Source organism: Bacteroides sp. ET336, assembly GCF_024733815.1.
Classification (GTDB): Bacteria; Bacteroidota; Bacteroidia; order Bacteroidales; family Bacteroidaceae; genus Phocaeicola; species Phocaeicola cellulolyticus.
Genome location: NZ_JANRHK010000030.1, coordinates 1 through 20470 on the forward strand (window position 1 = coordinate 1; position 20470 = coordinate 20470).

The window sequence follows — 20470 nt, forward strand, 5'->3', positions numbered from 1 at the left end:
TCTTATTATTATTGACATTTCAAATGTGTCTTACTGATAGAAATAAAAAAAGCATGTAACGTGATTTAAATTGTCATGTTACATGCTTTTTAAAATTAGTAAAGTGGTTATAACTTTACGGTTTAGTATATACAATTTCTATATTGAGTTCTTCACCATCTTCTCCGCCGAACAGTTTTGCTGCGTTCACTTCCATATCATGCGAAACGCCTATGATATTTCCTTCTGCATCTGTTTCAGTTGTTACAGGTATCAGCAATACTTTATCTCTGTCTTCGGTATATTCCTCTCCGGATCTGATTTCGCTGAATATATTGCTTATCAATCTATTAAGCTTTGAGAACGTATATGAGTTAGTATTACTGCTATATGTTCCCAGGAATGATGTCTTGTTGTCGTATGTCTTGTTTTGTTCGAAGAAGGTATCTATATCGCCTTTTCTTACCATCAGGACATTTTGTGGAATTCCCATTGTGAAAGTATTGGAATTCTCATTTCCTGCATATCTGTATTTCTTTATTGAAAGGGTTACAGAGTTAAGAGTATCTTCCTTGTGTGTATCGTAAATTTCATTAATAGGCAATGTTATTTCAGTACATAGACCGGCAGGTGTTTTCAGATATGTATGTCCTTTCTCGTTTACCAGTTCATCTAATTTATCCGAATTCTCCAGTCTGGTTGACATTAATACCTCTTTACTGGCTGCAAGTACTGTATTACCATGTACCAGTGAGTCTATCTCTCCTGTTGATTCGCTTTTAATCTTATAGTCAAGGTTTAGTCTTAACCATATATCTTTAATATATACCACAGAACCGTCTCCCTGTGTCGTGTGTACGTAGAAGCCCTTTAATACATTGTTTATAAAAGAATATGCATCTTTGAAGTATTCAGGTTTTGATGTATATAAACTCTGAATATGTTCACCGAATGATTCTCCCAAATCTATTTTTATACTAGGATAATAATCACTGGTGTTTCTAAGAGAGTCACTTACAGACATATCCACTGCAGCATAAGTCTTGACAGCTAGCGGTGCTTTTGTTTCATCATAATAATCTTTTGGCTCGTATGATGTATAGTACAGACCTGTATCGCTGTCTTCTATGATTTTATTTAATGTATCTACCTGTACAGTCAATGTTGCAAGAGAGTCACCGTAGAAATCTGTATAGTATAATTCAAGTGATACGCCTGTTATTTTATCCAAATGTTCAGGTAGTTCAAATTTTTCCGGACAGTTGATTTGTGTTATAAAATCGGCTGAATACTGCCCGAAGTCCGGATCTGTGTATTTTCCCATATAAGCTTTGTTTGTACGTGAATATACTGAATCCAGTTTATGTGTTCTTGAAGTAACCTTATACGTATCAGAGAAAGCTTCTATCTTGTCCAAATTCGAAACAAAATCTCCGACTCCTGTAGTGGAATCATCACAGCTATAGAGTAATGCTGTAAATGTAAATACAGCTAACAACTTGAATTTCATACTATATGTAATATAATGGTTATAAAAATGAATCAATACAGACTTATCCATATTGATTCATGGTAAATTAATTATTCTACACCTTCCAGTACCTTATCATACAGTGTGTTGCAAGCGTCAGCATAAGCTTCAAATCCTTGCTGATTTTCTACAACCGGTATGTTAAGGCTTCTAGCATAATCCAATAACTCTGGGTTTACATTTTCGCCATTCTGTACAACACCGTCAGAATATGCAATTGCAAGTTTGCACAATTCATTATAGTTTACCGGATTATTTATCATTTTCAAATCATCTGATGTGATTTCTTTGAACTTCAATTGTTCGTTGAAGTTTTCCACGAAATTTGATTTGAAACCATCATCATAGATAGAGAATACTACTTTTGAGTCGCGGAATGAAGGTTCGTCGTAGTATGCTTTCTTGATATATAAAGGTACTACAGCACTCATCCATCCATGGCAGTGTATTACATCAGGACACCAGCGAAGTTTTTTCACAGTCTCCAATACTCCTCTTGCATAGAAGATAGCTCTTTCTCCATTGTCTTCGTATTCATTTCCGTTTTCGTCAGTTGTCATAAGTCTGTGCTGGAAATAATCGTCGTTATCAATGAAGTATATCTGTCTGCGTGCAGCCTGAACAGATGCCACCTTAATTATAAGAGGATGGTCTGTATCGTCTATTATCAAGTTCATTCCAGACAGGCGGATTACTTCGTGCAACTGATTTCTACGTTCGTTTATGATACCCCACTTAGGCATGAATGTACGTATTTCACGACCTTTGTCCTGAATTGCCTGTGGAAGATTTTGTCCGATAAGCGACAATTCGCTTTCCGGTACGTAAGGAGTAATTTCTTGTGTAATGAATAAAACTTTCTTAGCGCTCATGTTATTATTAAATGCTCAAAATGTTTTGCAAAGGTACAAAAAAAAGGGTATATTAAAAAATGCAGTTTCAAATAAATCCTTATAGTATGTTAACATGTTTTGGTTTTATGCGAAATAATTCATTTTACAACCGTTTTTCAGCTTGTTGGTGAGTTAAAAACGACACTTTTTTGTATTTATCTTTCATTATGTGGTAAATAATGGTTTACTTTGCACCCGATTTCAGGAACTATATAATAGCTCTGTATATAGACTTAATATAGAATAGTATAAACTATAAGAAAGAAATGAAGTTAATTCAGACAATCAGTGAACTGCGCAGCGAGTTGCAGGCAGTTCGTAAGCAAGGAAAGTCAATAGGTTTAGTCCCTACTATGGGTGCTTTGCACGACGGACACGCTTCTTTGGTAAAGCGTGCGGTAAAGGAAAACGACGTGGTAGTGGTCAGCGATTTTGTCAATCCTACTCAGTTCAATGACAAAAATGATTTGTTGAAATACCCAAGAACTTTGGAAGCCGACTGTGATTTGCTGGAGAAATATGGTGCAGCATTTGTTTTTGCTCCTTCGGTAGAAGAAATTTATCCTGAGCCTGATACACGTCAGTTCAGTTATGCTCCGCTTGATACTGTTATGGAAGGTAAGTATCGTCCGGGACACTTTAATGGAGTTTGCCAGATTGTAAGTAAGCTCTTCATGATAGTTGAGCCTGACAAGGCTTATTTTGGTGAGAAAGATTTCCAGCAGCTTGCTATAATCCGTGAGATGGTACGCAAGTATCCTTTCAATCTTGAGATTGTAGGTTGCCCTATAGTGCGCGAGGCTGACGGTTTGGCTTTGAGCAGTAGAAACGCAAGACTTTCTGCAGAACAGAGAGTTCAAGCATTGCAGATTTCGAAGACTCTGTTTGATAGCCTGGAGTTTGCAAAACTGCATACGCTTGCCGAGACAAAACAATATGTGGAGGACAGAATAGCTGCATCTGAAGGTTTGCGATTGGAATACTTTGAGGTAGTTGACGGTGATACATTGCAGACTGTTTCTTCATGGGATGACAGCAAATATATTGTGGGATGCATCACAGTGTTCTGTGGCGAAGTCAGATTGATTGATAATATTAAATATAAAGAATAAACCCAGTAAAAACTATGATGATAGAAGTATTGAAGTCGAAGATACACCGCGTCACAGTCACTCAGTCTAACCTCAATTACGTTGGCAGTATCACAATTGACGAGGATCTGCTTGATGCTGCAAATATAATTGCCGGCGAGAAAGTGCACATCGTTGACAATAATAACGGTGAAAGATTTGAGACTTATGTAATAAAGGGAGAGCGTGGCTCAGGATGTATATGTCTGAATGGGGCTGCAGCACGCAAGGTACAGGTAGGAGATATTGTGATAATAATCTCATACGCTCTTATGGATTTTGAGGAAGCCAAGACGTTCAAACCTTCAGTGATTTTCCCTGATACTTGTACCAACAAGTTGGTGTAATTTTATACTTGCTATATATGCAGAAAAAACGCTTTGACGTTTTACATAAAACGTCAAAGCGTTTTTTCTTAAATGCCTAATCGTTTTTTCTGTTATAAGGCCTTCTCTTTCAGGATACCTGTTCTGTATGCTATGAGAAGTTTCTTCAAGTCTTCAATTTGAATTTTCAGCTCCTCGCCTTTATCAGTATCTTTCACCATCATACGCTTTGTACTTAGCTCTACTATCTGAGTTGTAGATTTGATGTCTTTACCTTCCTCTATGGCAGCTTGCGTAGAAGTGAAAGGTTCATGCTGTACGAGCTGGAAACCTCGTGAGTGATATACCAATGTATATCCGGCTATACCGGTTTCAGGCTGGTATGCTTTAGAGAATCCTCCGTCAATAACCATAAGTTTTCCGTTAGCTTTTATAGGCTTTTCACCCTGGACGGCTTTTACAGGAACGTGTCCGTTTATGATATGGCGGTGTTCACCTTCTACGTTGAACTCATCAAGAATCATGTCGCACACGGCTTCATCATTTCTCTTCGAATAGTAATATCCCTTTATCTCCTTATGGGTTTCCTTGTCTGTCAGGAAGTATCTTTCGAAAGTGGCCATCTTGCTCTTGTCGAATGCAGGAGAGTCCTTACCGCACCACAGATACCATACATAGTCTATGGCAAAATCCTTTTCTTCATTGTCTTTGTCGGCGAAATAGGCAGTACGTATAAGCTGACCTACTTTATTGAGCAGTTCCTTGCCTTTGTATTTCTTGTCGCCTATACTTATTTCTTTCAGACTTCCGTCTTCGTTAAGAGGCATTGAGGCATGGAAAAGGAGGTTGGAGTTGCACACATTATACATACATCCGTATCTGAACAGACATTTCATGTGTTTGCGGAGCTTTTCGCTTCTTGTGAATGAATCATAAAGCTTGTTCACCACATCAGCCTCTTCTTCCGTAAGCCTGTATGGATCATTAGGATTGACAGTAGGCATGAGGCAATCTCTCATCTCATATTCCTTGTCACCCAATTTCAAGACTTTTTTCTCGAAATCAATATGATGGAGGAGCATTCTGTCTTCCATCTCGAATTCCGGTCTGCGTTTTATTATTTCGGCCTCCAGCTTGAACTGTATTATACATATGGCCTTATGCATCTGTGCTATCATGCGCAGTGTCTTGTCGCTGTACTGTGCGTCATACTCTTTTGGATAGAACTGGGTGCATGGATCGTCAGCGTACGCTTCCATTGCGAATGTAGCGAGCGGAAGCAGGTTGATGCCGTATCCGTCTTCTAAGGCAGGCAGATTGCCATATCTCATTGCCAGACGCAGAACATTTGCTATACTGCATTTGTTTCCTGCAGCAGCTCCCATCCATAGTATGTCGTGATTTCCCCACTGTATGTCGAAGTTATGATAGTTGCACAGTGTGTCCATTATGATATGTGGGCCCGGACCTCTGTCGAAAATGTCTCCAAGAATATGAAGTGAGTCGATGGTAAGTCTTTGTATAAGATTGCAAAGGGCGATTATGAAATCATCAGCTCTGTCTGTTTCTATTATAGTGCTGATAATTACATTGATGTATGCCTGCTTGTTCTGCGTAGTGCTGCTTTCATGCAGAAGCTCCTGTATTATGTATGAGAATTCTTCAGGCAGTGCCTTTCTTACTTTCGAACGTGTGTATTTCGACGATACGTTCTGGCATACACTTACCAGTTGGTTCAGTGTAATCACGTACCAGTCGTTCATATCTTCTTCTGTTTCCTTTACCCTGATCAGTTTTTGTTCCGGGTAATATATCAAAGTACATAATTCTTTCTTTTCAGCCTCTCTAAGAGTGTTACCGAATATCTCGTTTACTTTTCTTTTTATGGCGCCGGAAGCATTTCTCAGTACGTGATTGAATGCTTCATATTCCCCATGAAGGTCTGCCAGAAAGTGTTCTGTTCCTTTTGGAAGATTGAGTATGGCTTCGAGGTTTATAATTTCAGTACTTGCGGCAGCTATTGTCGGGAAACTTTGTGACAGTAGTTCCAGATACCTTAAATCGTTTTTGATTTCCTCTATTTTTGCCTTGTTTGTTACTGTCATGGCTTTAGATTTATTTTATAATTGGTTTATTTCTATAAAAATAGCATCAATATGATTTGTATCATTATCACTCTGGTGAACATACCCAGCGGATATACCGTAGCATAGCTTACCGCAGGATTGTCATTCGGGATAATGTCGTTGGCATAATTCAGTGCCATTGGGTTTGCCATGCTGCCGCAAAGCATTCCGCAGGTACTTCCGAAGTCAAGATGGAATATTCGCATTGATACAATTGCCATTATCACTACAGGGATGAATGTGATGGCAAATCCTATGCCTATCCACAGCGCACCTTCAGGTCTCATTACTGTTTCGAAGAAATGCGCCCCGGCATCCAGTCCCAGACATGCCAGATATAATGAAAGTCCGATACCTCTAAGCATGAGATTGGCGCTTCGAGTAGTGTATGTCACCAGGTGCAGGCGCGGACCGTATGCACCAATCAGTATTCCTATTATAATAGGGCCACCGGCAAGGCCTAATTTTACAGGCGAGCTTATTCCCGGTATGCTGATAGGTATTGCCCCGATGATAAGGCCAAGCACTATACCTATGAATATAGATGCCATGTTAGGGTCTTTCAGTGTCTTTACTGTATTTCCAAGCACTTTTTCTACGTTCTGTATTGCTGCAGCTTCGCCTACTACTGTCAGTCTGTCTCCCAGTTGAAGTACAAGCCCCGGTGTGGCAAGCAGCTGTACTCCGCTTCGTGTCACTCGGCTGATGTTTATACCGTAAGAATTTCTCAGTCTGAGACTGCCAAGTTTCTTTCCGTTTATCTCCGGTCGTGATATGACAACATGCTTTGAAACCAGCTGGCTGTCTATGGCATTCCAGTCAATATCTTCCTTATTCCAATCCCTGTTTTCCTGCTCTCCGAAAAGTATAGTCAGGGTAGGGGCGTCTTTCTCTGTAGTGATAACCAGTATCCTGTCGTTTTCCTTCAGAATCTTTTCTGATGTTGGGATACTTACGTTTCCGTCTCTCCAAAGTCGTGATATGACAAATTTAGGATAGCTCAACTTTGCTATATCCTGTATGCTCATGTTGAATATTGCCGGATTGTGAATCTGGAAAGTAGCGATGTATGTGTGATTGGTGTCGTCGTGGTCATGACTTTCCATGTCTTTGGGTCTTACCACCAACTTTCTCAGTACTACTATTGCCAGAATTACTCCTACAACTCCCAAAGGATATGTGATGGCGCAACTCAGAGCAGCTCCGCTGGTCGGCTCGCCCAGTTGTTTCAATGTTTGCTGTGCCGCACCTAGTGCCGGAGTGTTTGTAGTGGCTCCGCACAAAATACCTGCCATATCCGAAAGTGGAACGGATGCGGTCTTGCTTATTATTACAGCCATTGCTGTGCCTATCAGTATCACTCCAAGTCCCAGCATATTCAGTTTGTATCCTCCTTTATGGAAGGAACTGAAGAAGCCTGGACCAACCTGTAGCCCTAATGAATAGACGAATAAAACCAGTCCGAAACTTTCTGCGTAGATAAGCATTCGCGGATCGATGGAAAAGCCTAAATGACCGGCCAGAATCCCGATGAAAAATACGAATGTCACTCCCAGCGAAACTCCGAACAGATGGAGTTTCCCAAATCCCAATCCTATAGCTGTGATAAGCGACAATATAATGACAGCCTGTAAGGCTGAATGCTCAAAAAATAAATCTGTAAACCATTCCATGCCGCAAATTTACACACTTTTTTTGATGAATGTTTATATTATGTTATTTTATTTTTGGCAAGGATTGATAAAAGTATTTCTCTTTATAGTAAAAAAATAACCCTTCCACACTGTGTTGTACAGTAATGAAAGGGTTGGGTTGGTTTAAAGAAATGTATTATTTAAGCGACATAAGTCCCATGACATTAGTCACTTTTTCTGCAAGTTCATCTGTTGGAACAGACTCTATAAGTTTCATCATCAGATCTGTTACGTCTGCGTTCTTGTCAAGAGTAAGAACCTTGTTCAAGTCGTCAATAGCTTCTTCATAGTGTTTTGTATTCATATACATCTCAGCCCTGGTCTTGAAACTTTCGGCATCGTTCGGATTCAGTTCTATTGATTTGTTGATATCGCATATTGCATTGTCCCATTTTTTCAGATTTCCCCAAAGGATACTTCTTGTGTAATATGCAAATGAACGGTATTCCTTGTCGTTTTCCGGAATTAACTCAATGCTTGAGTTTGCAGCTTTCATAGCCAATACTATGTCGTTGCATGCATTGCAGATGAGTGACATATAACAATGCGCATATCCGTTTTCAGGATTACACTCTATTTCTTCGTTTAGAAGTTTATAGGCTGTTTCTATATCACCGTTGTTGAGTGCAGTCACTCCGTTGATATAATTGTCAGATTCCGGACGGTTGATATTTTCTGCGTATGAAGTTCCGCAGAACAACATTATAAATAATAATGTGATAATAGTTTTTCCAGTGGTTTTCATGTCGCTATTTAATTTTAAAGTTTGGTCGCAAAACTATAAAGTTTTATTTTACCTGCAAAGAAAAGCGGACAAAAAATACGATAATATATAAAAAACTTCTATCTTTGTCGCATCTAAATAAATCTAAGACTGAAAATAAACCTTGTTTTGCTATCCGGTGATGGCAATTTATATAGAATGAAAATTTTTAAAACTTGTTATAACCATGAATTCATTAAATCAAATCATTGAAAAATTTCCGGAAATCAAAAATGTTGAGTCAGTCAAACCTTTGACTGCAGGACTTATCAATCAGACTTATCTTGTCACTACACAGGAAGGTATTCCAAACTTTATACTTCAGTGTATAAATCATAATATCTTCAAGAATGTCGATTTATTGCAGAATAATATCGAATGTGTAACAGGACATATCCGCAAGAAACTTGAAGCTGCTGGTGAAAAGGATCTTGACAGGAAAGTTCTTCGTTTTGCTGTAACAGATAATGGTAAGACATATTATTTTGACGGTGAGAAGTATTGGCGCGCATGCGTGTTCGTTGAAGGTTCTCTTACACTTGATGCCGTTACACCTGAATCATCATATCTTGTCGGACTGAAATTCGGTGAGTTTGAAGCTATGTTGTCCGATCTGCCATGTCAGCTCGAGGAAACAATCCCTGATTTCCATAATATGGAGTTCAGAATGAAACAGCTTCACGATGCTGTTGAGGCTAACGCTGCCGGACGCCTTGACAAGGTGCGCGACCTTGTAGCTGAGATAGACATGGATGCTTACGACATGTGTTGTGCGGAAAGATATTATAGAGAAGGTAAACTTCCTAAACGTATATGCCATTGTGATACTAAAGTCAGCAATATGCTCTTCGACAAGGAGGGAAATGTCCTTTGTATCATCGACCTTGATACAGTAATGTCAAGCTTTGTATTTTCTGATTTCGGTGATTTCCTCCGTTCTGCTGCAAATACAGGTCAGGAAGACGATGAAAATCTTGATAATGTCAAGTTTAATTTTGAAATCTTCAAATCATTTGCAAAAGGATATATTGAATCGGCAAAATGTTTCCTCACTCCGCTTGAGATAGAACTGCTTCCTTATGCCGTAACACTGTTCCCTTATATGCAGGCTGTACGTTTCCTTACAGACTATATTAATGGAGACACTTACTATCAGACTAAATATCCGGAGCATAATTATGTAAGAACGCTTGCGCAGTATAAGCTTTATAAAGAAACTAAGGCTGCAATGGGCGAAATGAAAGATTATATCAATTCTCTTATATAATTAAGTGTCGCACGCAGGTGTTATGTAAAGTTACATCTGCGTGTGAGTATAATCTTCATTATACATTTGCTCTGTTTCAACTGGAAATATGAAAAGAACTTTATCCTTTATATTCCGATATTGCTGTCGGATTGTTCATTGGATATGGTTCTTTTTTGTGTTTTTTAATCATAATGTCGTAGAAGTGCTTCTGAATTGGATTTTTTTCACAAAAAAAATCCCGTTAACGATAACGGGTATTGAAAAAATGTTGTACATTTGCTCCGTATTTGTAAAGTGTGGTTTGCAAAATGAATAATAATATAAAACACCTTGGTATTGTGGAAAGCATAGACGGCTCTCATGTGAGAGTTAAGATTCTTCAGAGCTCGGCTTGTTCGTCGTGCAGCGTGAAAGGTCACTGTAATGTTTCGGAGACTAAGGAAAAGATAATCGATATACATGATAAGGAAAGTGCTGATTGTTGTTCGGTAGGACAGCAGGTAATGGTATGCGGCACTACCTCGATGGGTATGAAAGCCGTTTTACTGGCATTCGTATTGCCTTTCGTTGTGCTCTTTGTTGCCTTGTTTGTTACTATGAGAATTACAGATGGAGATGAGGCTACATCTGCTTTAGTCTCTTTATGCACCCTTATACCTTATTATATAATAATATATCTGTTGAGGAACAAAATCAGTCGCACATTCTCATTTACATTGGAAACAATAAATAATTAATAAACTAACTTTAATTTATGGATTTAATTTTAATTGCAGTAATTTCATTGGGAGCCATCGGCTTGGTTGCAGCAGTAATTCTGTATGCAGCATCTAAGAAATTCGCTGTGTACGAAGATCCGCGAATTGCTCAGGTAAGCGAAGTGCTTCCTCAGGCTAACTGCGGTGGATGTGGTTATCCTGGATGTTCTGGTTTTGCCGCAGCTTGCGTTAAAGCCGGTTCACTTGAAGGTAAACTGTGTCCTGTAGGCGGACAGCCTACAATGGAAAAAGTAGCTGCCATTCTTGGTCTTGAAGCTGCCGCTTCGGAACCTAAGGTAGCTGTAGTGAGATGTAACGGTACATGTGCCAACCGTCCTAAACTTACTCAGTACGACGGTGTACGCTCATGTGTAGTGGCTAACTCTACTTACGGTGGTGAGACAGGATGTACATTCGGATGTCTTGGATGTGGCGACTGTGTGTCGGCTTGTACATTCGGTGCCATCAAGATGAATCCTGAGACAGGACTTCCTGAAGTAGATGAAAGCAAGTGTACTGCCTGCGGTGCCTGTGCCAAGGCATGTCCTCGTTCAATCATCGAAATCCGTCCTAAGGGTAAGAACAGCCGCCGTGTTTACGTTCAGTGCGTCAACAAGGATAAGGGTGCCGTTGCCCGTAAGGCTTGTGCTGCTGCATGTATCGGTTGCGGCAAGTGTGTCAAGGTATGTCCGTTCGAGGCTATCACTCTTGAAAACAATCTTGCTTACATCGACCCTGCAAAATGTAAGTCATGCCGCAAGTGTGAGATGGAATGTCCTCAGAATGCGATTATTGCTGTGAACTTCCCTCCAAGAAAGGCAAAACCTGCTGAAGAAACAGCTCCAAAGGCAGAAACTGCTGCTCCTAAAGCAACTGTAGCTCCAAAGGCAGAGCCGGTATCTCCTAAAGCAGAACCAGTAGCTCCTAAAGCGGAAACTGCTGCTCCAAAGGTTGAAAAACCTGTATCAGAACAGCCAAAAGCAGAAACTCCTGCACAGGAAGCTCCAAAGGCAGAAGCATAATTAATCCGATTAGTAACAATATTAAACGATATAAACGTGAAAACATTTAGAATAGGTGGAGTCCATCCGGCAGAAAACAAGTTGTCGGCAGGCAAGGCGATAGAAACGCTTGCCCTCCCCAAACAGGCTGTTTTCCCTTTGTCTCAGCATATAGGCGCACCGGCTACAGCCATCGTAAAGAAGGGTGATGTAGTGAAGGTTGGTACTAAGATTGCCGAAGCAGGCGGTTTCGTTTCGGCTGCTATTTACTCTTCAGTATCAGGTAAGGTGAACAAGGTGGACAGCGTTATTGATGCCAGCGGTTACCGCAAACCGGCTATCTTCATCGACGTGGAAGGCGATGAATGGGAAGAATCAATCGACCGCAGTACAGAACTGATTAAGGAATGCAACCTTACCCCGGAAGAAATAGTAGCTAAGATCAAGAACGCAGGTGTAGTAGGTATGGGTGGTGCATGTTTCCCAACTCATGTCAAACTTACTCCTCCTCCAGGATGTAAGGCTGAATGCGTTATCATCAACGCTGTAGAGTGTGAGCCTTATCTTACTGCAGACCACCGTCTGATGCTTGAAAAAGCTGACGAAATCTTGGTTGGTGTACAGATTTTAATGAAAGCCGTAAAAGTTGACAAGGCTTACATCGGTATTGAGAACAACAAGCCTGATGCTATCAAGCTGATGACAGAAAAGGCAGCTCAGTACAAAGGTATTGAAGTTGTTCCTCTGAAAGTTAAATATCCTCAGGGAGGTGAAAAACAGCTTATCGATGCTGTTATCGGCCGTCAGGTTCCTGCCCCTCCAGCAATTCCTATCAATGTAGGTGCCGTAGTTCAGAACGTAGGTACAGCATATGCTGTTTACGAAGCTGTACAGAAGAACAAACCGTTGTTCGAACGCGTGGTTACAGTTACTGGTAAATCACTGAAGAATCCTTCAAACTTCCTGACACGTATGGGTACACCGATGAGCCAGCTTATCGAAGCTGCCGGAGGTCTGCCTGAAGATACAGGAAAGGTAATCGGTGGTGGTCCTATGATGGGTAAGGCACTTGCCAATACTGAAGTTCCTATCTGCAAGGGTAGTTCAGGTGTTCTTATCATGAACGATAAGGAAGCTTCACGTGCAGAGGCTATGCCATGTATCCGTTGTGCAAAATGTGTAAACGCATGTCCTATGGGACTTGAACCGTTCCTTCTGGCTACATGCTCTGCTCATGGCGACTGGGAACGCGTAGAGAAAGAAATGATTATGTCATGTATAGAGTGTGGTTCATGTCAGTTCACATGTCCTTCACGCCGTCCAATGCTTGACTATATCCGTTTAGGTAAAGGCAAAGTAGGTGCGATTATCCGTGCACGCAATGCTAAAAAATAATCAATCGAAATTTATCGAATAACTATGGCTAATAAATTAATAGTATCTTTATCACCCCATGTACACAGCGGCGACAGCGTACAGAAAAACATGTACGGTGTAATCATAGCCTTGATACCTGCTTTGCTCGTGTCATTCTATATGTTCGGTCTTGGGGCTGTAATCGTTACGCTCACATCTGTTGCAGCGTGCTTGTTCTTCGAATGGGCGATTACCAAGTTCATTCTGAAACGCGAACGTACAACCATACTCGACGGTTCGGCAGCACTTACAGGTCTGCTTCTTGCCTTCAACCTTCCGTCAAACCTTCCTTTGTGGATTATCATCATCGGTGCCCTTGTAGCAATCGGTATCGGTAAGATGACTTTCGGCGGATTGGGATGCAACCCTTTCAATCCTGCATTGGTTGGACGTATCTTCCTGCTTATCTCTTTCCCTGTACAGATGACTTCATGGCCGGTAGCTGGTCAACTTACAGCTTATACAGATGCAGAAACAGCAGCTACTCCACTCGCTCTTATGAAAATGGCTGTAAACGGTGACGCTGCTGCTCTCGAACAGCTTCCTTCTACTATGGACCTGTTCCTCGGTAACAATCCGGGATGTATCGGTGAAATCAGTGCATTGGCATTGCTGTTGGGTCTGGTATATATGTTGTGGAAGAAAATCATCACATGGCATATTCCAGTGTCTATCATCGCTACAGTATTCGTATTCGCTACACTGCTGAACCTGGTTGACCCTGCAAAATATGCCGACGGACTTACTCATCTGTTCACCGGTGGTCTTATGCTGGGTGCCATCTTTATGGCTACAGACTATGTTACATCGCCTATGAACCACAAAGGCATGATTATCTACGGTATTGCCATAGGTTTCCTAACAGTACTTATCCGTACTTTCGGTGCCTATCCGGAAGGTATGTCGTTCGCTATCTTCATCATGAACGCATTCACTCCGCTAATCAATACTTATTGCAAACCTAAAAGATTCGGGGAGGTAGTAAAGAAATGAAAAAGCTAGAATCATCATTGAAGAATATGGCTCTCGCCCTGACAGGTTTCTCTGTAGTGGCAGGAGCAATATTGGGCTGGGTGAATAAGGTGACTGCCGAACCTATAGCACAGGCCAATGCAAAGACATTGAGCGACGCTATAGCAGTAGTAGTTCCAGGTTTCGACAATAACCCTGCGGAAGCTCCTGAAACAATCGATGTTGACGGTGTTTCATATAAAATTTACAAGGCTACAAAAGGTGGCGAGTTTATTGGTGCTGCAGTAGAATCTTCATCTATGGGATTCGGTGGCGAACTGAAAGTCCTTGTTGGTTTCGATGTTGAAGGAAACATCATCGACTATTCATTGTTGAGCCACGCAGAAACTCCGGGACTGGGTTCCAAGGCTGCCGACTGGTTCAAGAAAGGTGCCAAAGGCGATATCACAGGCAAGAATCCTGGCGAAGCTCCTTTGGTTGTGTCAAAGGACGGTGGTCAGATAGATGCCATCACTGCTTCTACTATCACTACAAGAGCATTCCTTGCTGCAGTGAACAGCGCATACGGCGCATACAAGAACCAGCATGTTGACGGTACAAGCGGTGCAACTCAGCAGGCTGCTGCCGAAGAGAAAACTGAAAATGTAGAAAACAAATAAACAGGAGAGGAGTAAGATTATGAATAATTTTAAAGTATTGATGAACGGAATCGTTAAGGAAAATCCTACTTTCGTTCTCCTTTTGGGTATGTGTCCTACTTTGGGTACAACATCTTCTGCCATCAACGGTATGGGTATGGGACTCGCTACAATGTTCGTGCTTATATGTTCAAACATTGTAATCTCTTCTATCAAGAAACTTGTGCCTGACATGGTTCGTATTCCTATCTTCATCGTGGTCATAGCATCATTCGTGACAGTATTGCAGATGGTAATGCAGGCATACGTTCCTGCCCTCTACGCTACTTTGGGTCTGTTCATTCCGCTTATCGTGGTGAACTGTATCCTTCTTGGCCGTGCTGAGGCTTTTGCTGCAAAGAACAATCCTATAGCTTCACTGTTCGACGGACTTGGTATGGGACTTGGTTTCACTATCGCGCTGACATTGCTCGGCGGTGTACGTGAATTCCTCGGAACAGGCAAGATTTTCAATATCGCAATCATGCCGGAAGAATACGGTATGCTGATATTCGTTCTTGCACCGGGTGCCTTCATCGTATTGGGCTATCTGATTGCTATTGTAAACCGCTTGAAGAAAGCATAACCCTTAAAAGAGTTTTTATATGGAATATATATTGATATTTATTACAGCTATATTTGTGAACAACATCGTGTTGTCACAGTTCCTTGGTATCTGCCCTTTCCTGGGAGTATCAAAGAAAGTTGAAACAGCTATGGGTATGGGTGCGGCAGTAGCATTCGTGTTGGTTCTTGCGACTATCGTTACTTACGTTATCCAGAAGTTTGTCCTCGATGCTTTCGGACTGGGATATCTTCAGACTATAGCTTTCATCCTTGTCATCGCTGCATTGGTTCAGATGGTTGAGATTATCCTTAAAAAGGTTTCTCCATCTCTTTATCAGGCATTGGGAGTGTTCCTGCCTCTTATTACAACTAACTGCTGTATTCTTGGTGTTACAATCCTCGTAATCCAGAACGACTTCGATTTGCTTACAGGTGTTGTTTATGCTTTTTCTACAGCATTAGGTTTTGCACTTGCTCTTATAGTATTTGCAGGAATCCGCGAGCAACTCAGCCTCGTAAACATACCGAAAGGTATGCAGGGAATGTCTATAGCCCTTGTTACAGCAGGTTTGCTGGCTATGGCATTTATGGGCTTCTCAGGTGTCGATAAAGGTCTTGCAGCATTGTTTGGAATATAATACGGAAACAATATTGTATCTTTGAAAATCCGGTATCTCCCCAGATACCGGATTTTTTTATATATTTTCCATTAATTTGATAGCATTCTGAATATTATTTATTATATTTGCTCGAAATAAGTCTAAAACTTTATTATACAGAAAAATATAAAAACCTTTAATTATGAAAAAAAGAATTCTGGTTGCCGGTGGTACAGGCTACATCGGTTCTCACACAGTTGTTGAATTGCAGAACAACGGTTATGAAGTAATCATCGTAGATAATCTTTCAAACTCAAGAGCTGATGTAGTTGACAGCATCGAACAGATTACAGGCATTCGTCCAGCTTTCGAAAAAGTAGATTGCCTTGACTATGAAGGTATGGATGCTGTTTTCACAAAATATCCTGGTATAGAAGGTATTATTCACTTCGCAGCAAGCAAGGCTGTAGGCGAATCTGTACAGAAACCTTTGCTTTATTATCGTAACAATCTTGTTTCTTTGATAAATATACTTGAGCTGATGCCTAAGCATGGTGTGAAAGGAATTATCTTCTCATCATCATGTACAGTATATGGACAGCCTGATGTATTGCCTGTAACAGAAGCTGCTCCAATCAAGAAGGCAGAATCTCCATACGGAAATACAAAGCAGATCAACGAAGAAATCATCGACGATACAATTGCTTCAGGTTCTCCTATCAAGGCTATCAAACTTCGTTATTTCAACCCTATTGGTGCGCATCCATCTGCACTTATCGGTGAATTGCCTAACGGTGTTCCACAGAATCTTGTACCGTTCCTCACTCAGACAGCTATGGGTATCCGTGAAAAATTGAGCGTATTCGGTGATGACTACGATACTCCTGACGGCTCTTGTATCCGTGACTACATTTATGTAGTTGACCTTGCTAAGGCTCACGTAATAGCAATGAACCGTATCCTTGAAGGTAAGCAGAAACAGCCTTCAGAAGTATTCAATGTAGGTACAGGTCGTGGCTTGTCAGTTCTTGAGCTTATCAATGCATTTGAATCATCTACAGGAGTGAAACTTAATTATCAGATTGCTCCTCGCCGTGCAGGTGATATCGTTAAGGTATGGGCAGATCCTTCTTATGCTAATAATGAACTTGGCTGGAAAGCTGAAACTTCTATCGAAGACACACTACGCTCTGCATGGAATTGGCAGGTACATTTGCGTGAAAAAGGAATCATGTAATTAAATCAAATAGAATAATAAAACTAATTATAAATAAAACTATCTGAATTGTGTGAATGTATGCGAATATATTCACACAAGTCTGTGCAAACCACAGATATAGTAGTTTTGTCGTGTTTTATTTTGTGTTTGTGTTGTGGCTGTTCTTCGACGTGAGTCGGAGGGCAGCTTTTTTTTCAGTATTCAATTTAATAAACTGGCAGATATGGATATAGTATTGATCGTTTTTTCGGTATTGTTTATGATTATCGGTCTTCTGGGTTGTATTCTTCCGGCTCTTCCCGGTCCACCGCTTTCATATATAGGTTTTCTGTTGCTTCATTTCACTGATAGGGTTCAGTTTAGTACTACACAGATTCTGATACTGTTGCTTCTGGTTGTAGTAGCACAGGTTATCGATTATTTTATTCCTGTCTTGGGAAGCAAATACAGCGGAGGGACCAAATGGGGGAGTTGGGGCGCTTTTATTGGTTCTGTGGTAGGATTGTTTTTTCTTCCTTGGGGATTGCTTTTAGGTCCTTTTCTCGGAGCAGTGGCAGGCGAACTAATGGGTGATGCCGATATGAAATCAGCATTGCGTTCAGGCACCGGTGCACTAGTAGGATTTCTTTTAGGAACAGTTTTAAAGCTAGCATTATGTATGTATTTTATAGTTCTTCTGATACGTGTACTTATTTGAAATGATATGTTTTCCGTTATCGCACACAATGTTTTTATATCCAATAAATGATATAAATCAAGAAAAGCGGCATTTTTGTTAAAAACATGTTCTTCAATATTGTTTTTATCAATTTTACCCTTACCTTTGCATCGTGGTTGTGAAACCAGTAAGACTTATAAAACTATAAGTTACACAAAATATTAAGGTATTAGATTAGACTTAAGGTAATTATTTAAGGTATTAGGTTAAAGTTATTAGTTTAAAGGTAAAGAGGTTTTTCAAGGAATTAGTTTTTTGGATTAAGGTTAAGAGAGAGAGATTTTTAGTTTTCAGGATTTAGGGTTAGGTTTTAATAGGTTTTAGGATTAGTTATAGGTAAAAAGTAAGAAAAGGGATAACGTAAGACTTGAAAAACAAAAGATGAAAAGAACCCTTAATTGGGGGGTTCTTTAGATGGCCGGCGGCATTCACAGATATCTGAATGGCGCCTTTTTTGTCTCCGTATGTTTCCGTTTTAAAAAATAGTCGCTATATTTATATAATATAGGATGCGGTTCGGCATAGCCAAATCTGAAAAAACATGTTTTTTCATTTGTCTATATTCTCACCTTTCGCTATATTTGGGAAAAGCGATTAAACTTAAAATCATATTCTTATGGAAACAGGATTATTTTGGATAGTGCCTGTAGCCTCAATTCTGGCTTTGGTACTTGCCTGGTATTTCTACCGGCAGATGATGAAAGAAAGCGAAGGAACACCTCAGATGCAGAAAATTGCATTACATGTTCGTCAGGGAGCAATGTCATATCTGAAACAGCAGTATAAGGTTGTTACTATAGTTTTCATTGCCCTGGTGATATTATTCTCCATTATGGCATACGGTTTCAATCTCCAGAACCACTGGGTTCCTGTGGCTTTTCTTACAGGAGGTTTCTTCTCTGGCTTATCAGGCTATCTGGGAATGAAAACCGCTACCTACGCTTCTGCACGCACTGCCAATGCTGCGCGTACTTCTCTGAACAGAGGTCTCAGAGTGGCTTTCCGCAGCGGTGCTGTCATGGGACTTGTGGTTGTCGGTCTCGGTCTGTTCGATATTTCTTTATGGTATATTCTTCTTGACAGGGTTATTGATGCCGATTCTTCCAATCCTACGGCCAAACTCTGTATGATTACCACCACTATGCTCACATTCGGTATGGGAGCCTCCACCCAGGCGCTGTTTGCCAGAGTTGGAGGAGGTATATACACAAAGGCTGCCGATGTGGGAGCCGACCTTGTGGGTAAGGTTGAAGTGGGAATACCGGAAGACGATCCGCGTAACCCGGCTACCATAGCTGATAATGTGGGCGACAATGTAGGCGACGTGGCAGGTATGGGGGCCGATCTGTACGAATCATACTGTGGTTCAATCCTTGCCACAGCTGCTCTTGGTGCTGCAGCTTTTATCGGTACTGGTGATACTGAAATGCAGTTTAAGGCAGTAATTGCACCTATGCTTATCGCAGCCGTAGGTATCATACTATCTATAATAGGAATTTTTGCAGTACGTACACGCGAAGATGCCGGAATGAAGGATCTGCTCAACTCCCTTTCTGTGGGTACAAACCTCAGTTCAATTCTCATAGTGATTGCCACATTCTTTATCTTATGGATGCTCGACATGAAAAATTGGGTAAACATATCGTTTGCAGTAGTAGTAGGTCTGATAGTAGGTATAATCATCGGACGTTCCACAGAGTATTACACATCACAGTCTTATAAGCCAACCCAGAAACTTTCCGAAAGTGGAAAGACAGGCCCTGCCACAGTCATTATCTCAGGTATAGGTCTTGGAATGGTTTCCACTACTATACCTGTTATAGCAGTCGTGGCCGGAATTATATTGTCCTATTGGCTTGCTTCAGGATTCGATCTTTCTAACATTGGCATGGGCTTGTACGGTATAGGTATAGCCGCAGTAGGAATGCTTTCAACCCTTGGAATAACACTTGCCACTGATGCATACGGACCTATAGCCGACAATGCCGGAGGTAATGCCGAAATGAGTGGTCTTGGAGCAGAAGTCCGCAAGCGTACAGATGCACTTGATTCTTTGGGTAATACTACAGCAGCCACAGGAAAAGGCTTTGCAATAGGTTCAGCAGCACTTACTGGACTGGCTCTTCTTGCATCTTATATAGAAGAAATTAGAATAGGTCTTGAGAGAATAGGTAATACAGTTCTTGAGTTGCCAAACGGAATAAGTGTAGCTATACATGATGCCAGCTTCACTGATTTCATGATATACTATGATGTAACCCTCATGAATCCTAAGGTACTTTCCGGAATGTTTATAGGCAGTATGATGGCATTCCTGTTCTGCGGTCTCACTATGAATGCCGTAGGCCGTGCAGCAGCCCATATGGTAGAAGAAGTGCGCCGTCAGTTCCGCGAGATAAAGGGGATACTCGAAGGTAAGGCAGAACCTGATTATGCGCGCTGCGTACAGATTTCTACCAAAGGAGCTCAGCGTGAGATGGTATTCCCTTCAGTATTGGCAATAGTAGCACCAATAGTTACCGGACTCTTGTTCGGAGTATCAGGAGTTATAGGTCTTCTTATTGGAGGATTGTCATCAGGCTTCGTGCTTGCGGTATTCATGGCAAATGCAGGAGGAGCATGGGACAATGCGAAGAAATATGTGGAAGAAGGCAATTTCGGCGGAAAGGGAAGTGAGGTACATCGTGCCACGGTTGTAGGAGATACAGTAGGCGACCCTTTCAAAGATACATCCGGACCGAGTCTGAATATTCTGATAAAGCTTATGAGTATGGTTGCCATAGTCATGGCAGGGCTTACAGTGGCATGGAGTTTGTTATAGGATAATCAACATATATATTAAATTTATAAAC

Annotated in this window: 18 protein-coding genes; 13 read left to right on the plus strand and 5 right to left on the minus strand. The window is 41.0% G+C overall.

Features of this window, described 5'->3' with window-relative positions:
• Positions 1–115: 115 nt before the first annotated feature.
• The gene (locus tag NW213_RS15990) at positions 116–1489 is read right to left on the minus strand and encodes a DUF4270 domain-containing protein (RefSeq protein ID WP_258323389.1); all 1374 of its coding nucleotides are present in this window, start codon (positions 1487–1489) and stop codon (positions 116–118) included.
• 71 nt (positions 1490–1560) lie between these two features.
• Positions 1561–2382 carry a glycogen/starch synthase gene (locus NW213_RS15995; protein ID WP_154044777.1) on the minus strand — a complete coding sequence of 274 codons (822 nt, stop codon included), beginning with the start codon at positions 2380–2382 and terminating at the stop codon, positions 1561–1563.
• A gap of 287 nt (positions 2383–2669) precedes the next feature.
• Between NW213_RS15995 and panC the strand changes: the two genes are divergently transcribed.
• Both panC and panD read left to right on the plus strand, forming a co-directional pair.
• Positions 2670–3515 (plus strand): pantoate--beta-alanine ligase, encoded by an 846-nt coding sequence (panC, locus tag NW213_RS16000; protein ID WP_258323390.1) that lies wholly within the window; start codon positions 2670–2672, stop codon positions 3513–3515.
• Between the two features lie 14 nt (positions 3516–3529).
• Positions 3530–3880: an aspartate 1-decarboxylase gene (gene panD / locus NW213_RS16005; protein WP_154044779.1), complete on the plus strand. Its 351-nt coding sequence runs from the start codon at positions 3530–3532 to the stop codon at positions 3878–3880.
• Between the two features lie 92 nt (positions 3881–3972).
• Here the strand turns inward: panD and NW213_RS16010 are convergent, their stop codons facing one another.
• The 3 genes from NW213_RS16010 to NW213_RS16020 all read right to left on the minus strand — a co-directional run bounded on the left by NW213_RS16010 (position 3973) and on the right by NW213_RS16020 (position 8424).
• Positions 3973–5964, minus strand: coding sequence for a fructose-1,6-bisphosphatase (locus tag NW213_RS16010; protein ID WP_154044780.1), 1992 nt, complete (start codon positions 5962–5964; stop codon positions 3973–3975).
• Between the two features lie 32 nt (positions 5965–5996).
• Entirely contained in the window at positions 5997–7658 is a 1662-nt protein-coding gene (locus NW213_RS16015; RefSeq protein ID WP_258323391.1) for a putative transporter, read from the minus strand.
• Between the two features lie 157 nt (positions 7659–7815).
• Positions 7816–8424: a tetratricopeptide repeat protein gene (locus NW213_RS16020; protein WP_154044782.1), complete on the minus strand. Its 609-nt coding sequence runs from the start codon at positions 8422–8424 to the stop codon at positions 7816–7818.
• A gap of 205 nt (positions 8425–8629) precedes the next feature.
• On the opposite strand from NW213_RS16020, the gene NW213_RS16025 reads away from it, so the two are divergent.
• The 11 genes from NW213_RS16025 to NW213_RS16075 all read left to right on the plus strand — a co-directional run bounded on the left by NW213_RS16025 (position 8630) and on the right by NW213_RS16075 (position 20439).
• Positions 8630–9709: a phosphotransferase enzyme family protein gene (locus NW213_RS16025; RefSeq protein WP_258323392.1), complete on the plus strand. Its 1080-nt coding sequence runs from the start codon at positions 8630–8632 to the stop codon at positions 9707–9709.
• A 290-nt stretch (positions 9710–9999) separates the two neighbouring features.
• Positions 10000–10428: a SoxR reducing system RseC family protein gene (locus NW213_RS16030; RefSeq protein WP_204393063.1), complete on the plus strand. Its 429-nt coding sequence runs from the start codon at positions 10000–10002 to the stop codon at positions 10426–10428.
• A 17-nt stretch (positions 10429–10445) separates the two neighbouring features.
• Positions 10446–11471, plus strand: a complete 1026-nt coding sequence (locus NW213_RS16035) for a Fe-S cluster domain-containing protein (RefSeq protein WP_258323393.1) — start codon at positions 10446–10448, stop codon at positions 11469–11471.
• A gap of 36 nt (positions 11472–11507) precedes the next feature.
• Positions 11508–12845 carry an electron transport complex subunit RsxC gene (gene rsxC / locus NW213_RS16040; RefSeq protein ID WP_258323394.1) on the plus strand — a complete coding sequence of 446 codons (1338 nt, stop codon included), beginning with the start codon at positions 11508–11510 and terminating at the stop codon, positions 12843–12845.
• A gap of 24 nt (positions 12846–12869) precedes the next feature.
• Positions 12870–13859: an RnfABCDGE type electron transport complex subunit D gene (locus tag NW213_RS16045; protein WP_154044787.1), complete on the plus strand. Its 990-nt coding sequence runs from the start codon at positions 12870–12872 to the stop codon at positions 13857–13859.
• Complete coding sequence (locus tag NW213_RS16050) at positions 13856–14497, plus strand: RnfABCDGE type electron transport complex subunit G (protein WP_154044788.1); 642 nt, start codon at positions 13856–13858, stop codon at positions 14495–14497. The genes NW213_RS16045 and NW213_RS16050 overlap by 4 nt, the downstream gene beginning before the upstream one ends.
• 19 nt (positions 14498–14516) lie before the next feature.
• Positions 14517–15101: an electron transport complex subunit RsxE gene (gene rsxE, locus NW213_RS16055; protein WP_154044789.1), complete on the plus strand. Its 585-nt coding sequence runs from the start codon at positions 14517–14519 to the stop codon at positions 15099–15101.
• A gap of 19 nt (positions 15102–15120) precedes the next feature.
• Positions 15121–15720, plus strand: coding sequence for an electron transport complex subunit RsxA (gene rsxA / locus NW213_RS16060; protein WP_154044790.1), 600 nt, complete (start codon positions 15121–15123; stop codon positions 15718–15720).
• 163 nt (positions 15721–15883) lie between these two features.
• On the plus strand, positions 15884–16918 hold the full coding sequence (gene galE / locus NW213_RS16065) for a UDP-glucose 4-epimerase GalE (RefSeq protein WP_154044791.1): 1035 nt from the start codon (positions 15884–15886) through the stop codon (positions 16916–16918).
• A 205-nt stretch (positions 16919–17123) separates the two neighbouring features.
• Positions 17124–17597, plus strand: a complete 474-nt coding sequence (locus NW213_RS16070; protein ID WP_154044792.1) for a DUF456 domain-containing protein — start codon at positions 17124–17126, stop codon at positions 17595–17597.
• 637 nt (positions 17598–18234) lie between these two features.
• Positions 18235–20439 carry a sodium-translocating pyrophosphatase gene (locus NW213_RS16075; protein ID WP_235339918.1) on the plus strand — a complete coding sequence of 735 codons (2205 nt, stop codon included), beginning with the start codon at positions 18235–18237 and terminating at the stop codon, positions 20437–20439.
• The last annotated feature ends 31 nt before the right edge of the window (positions 20440–20470 follow it).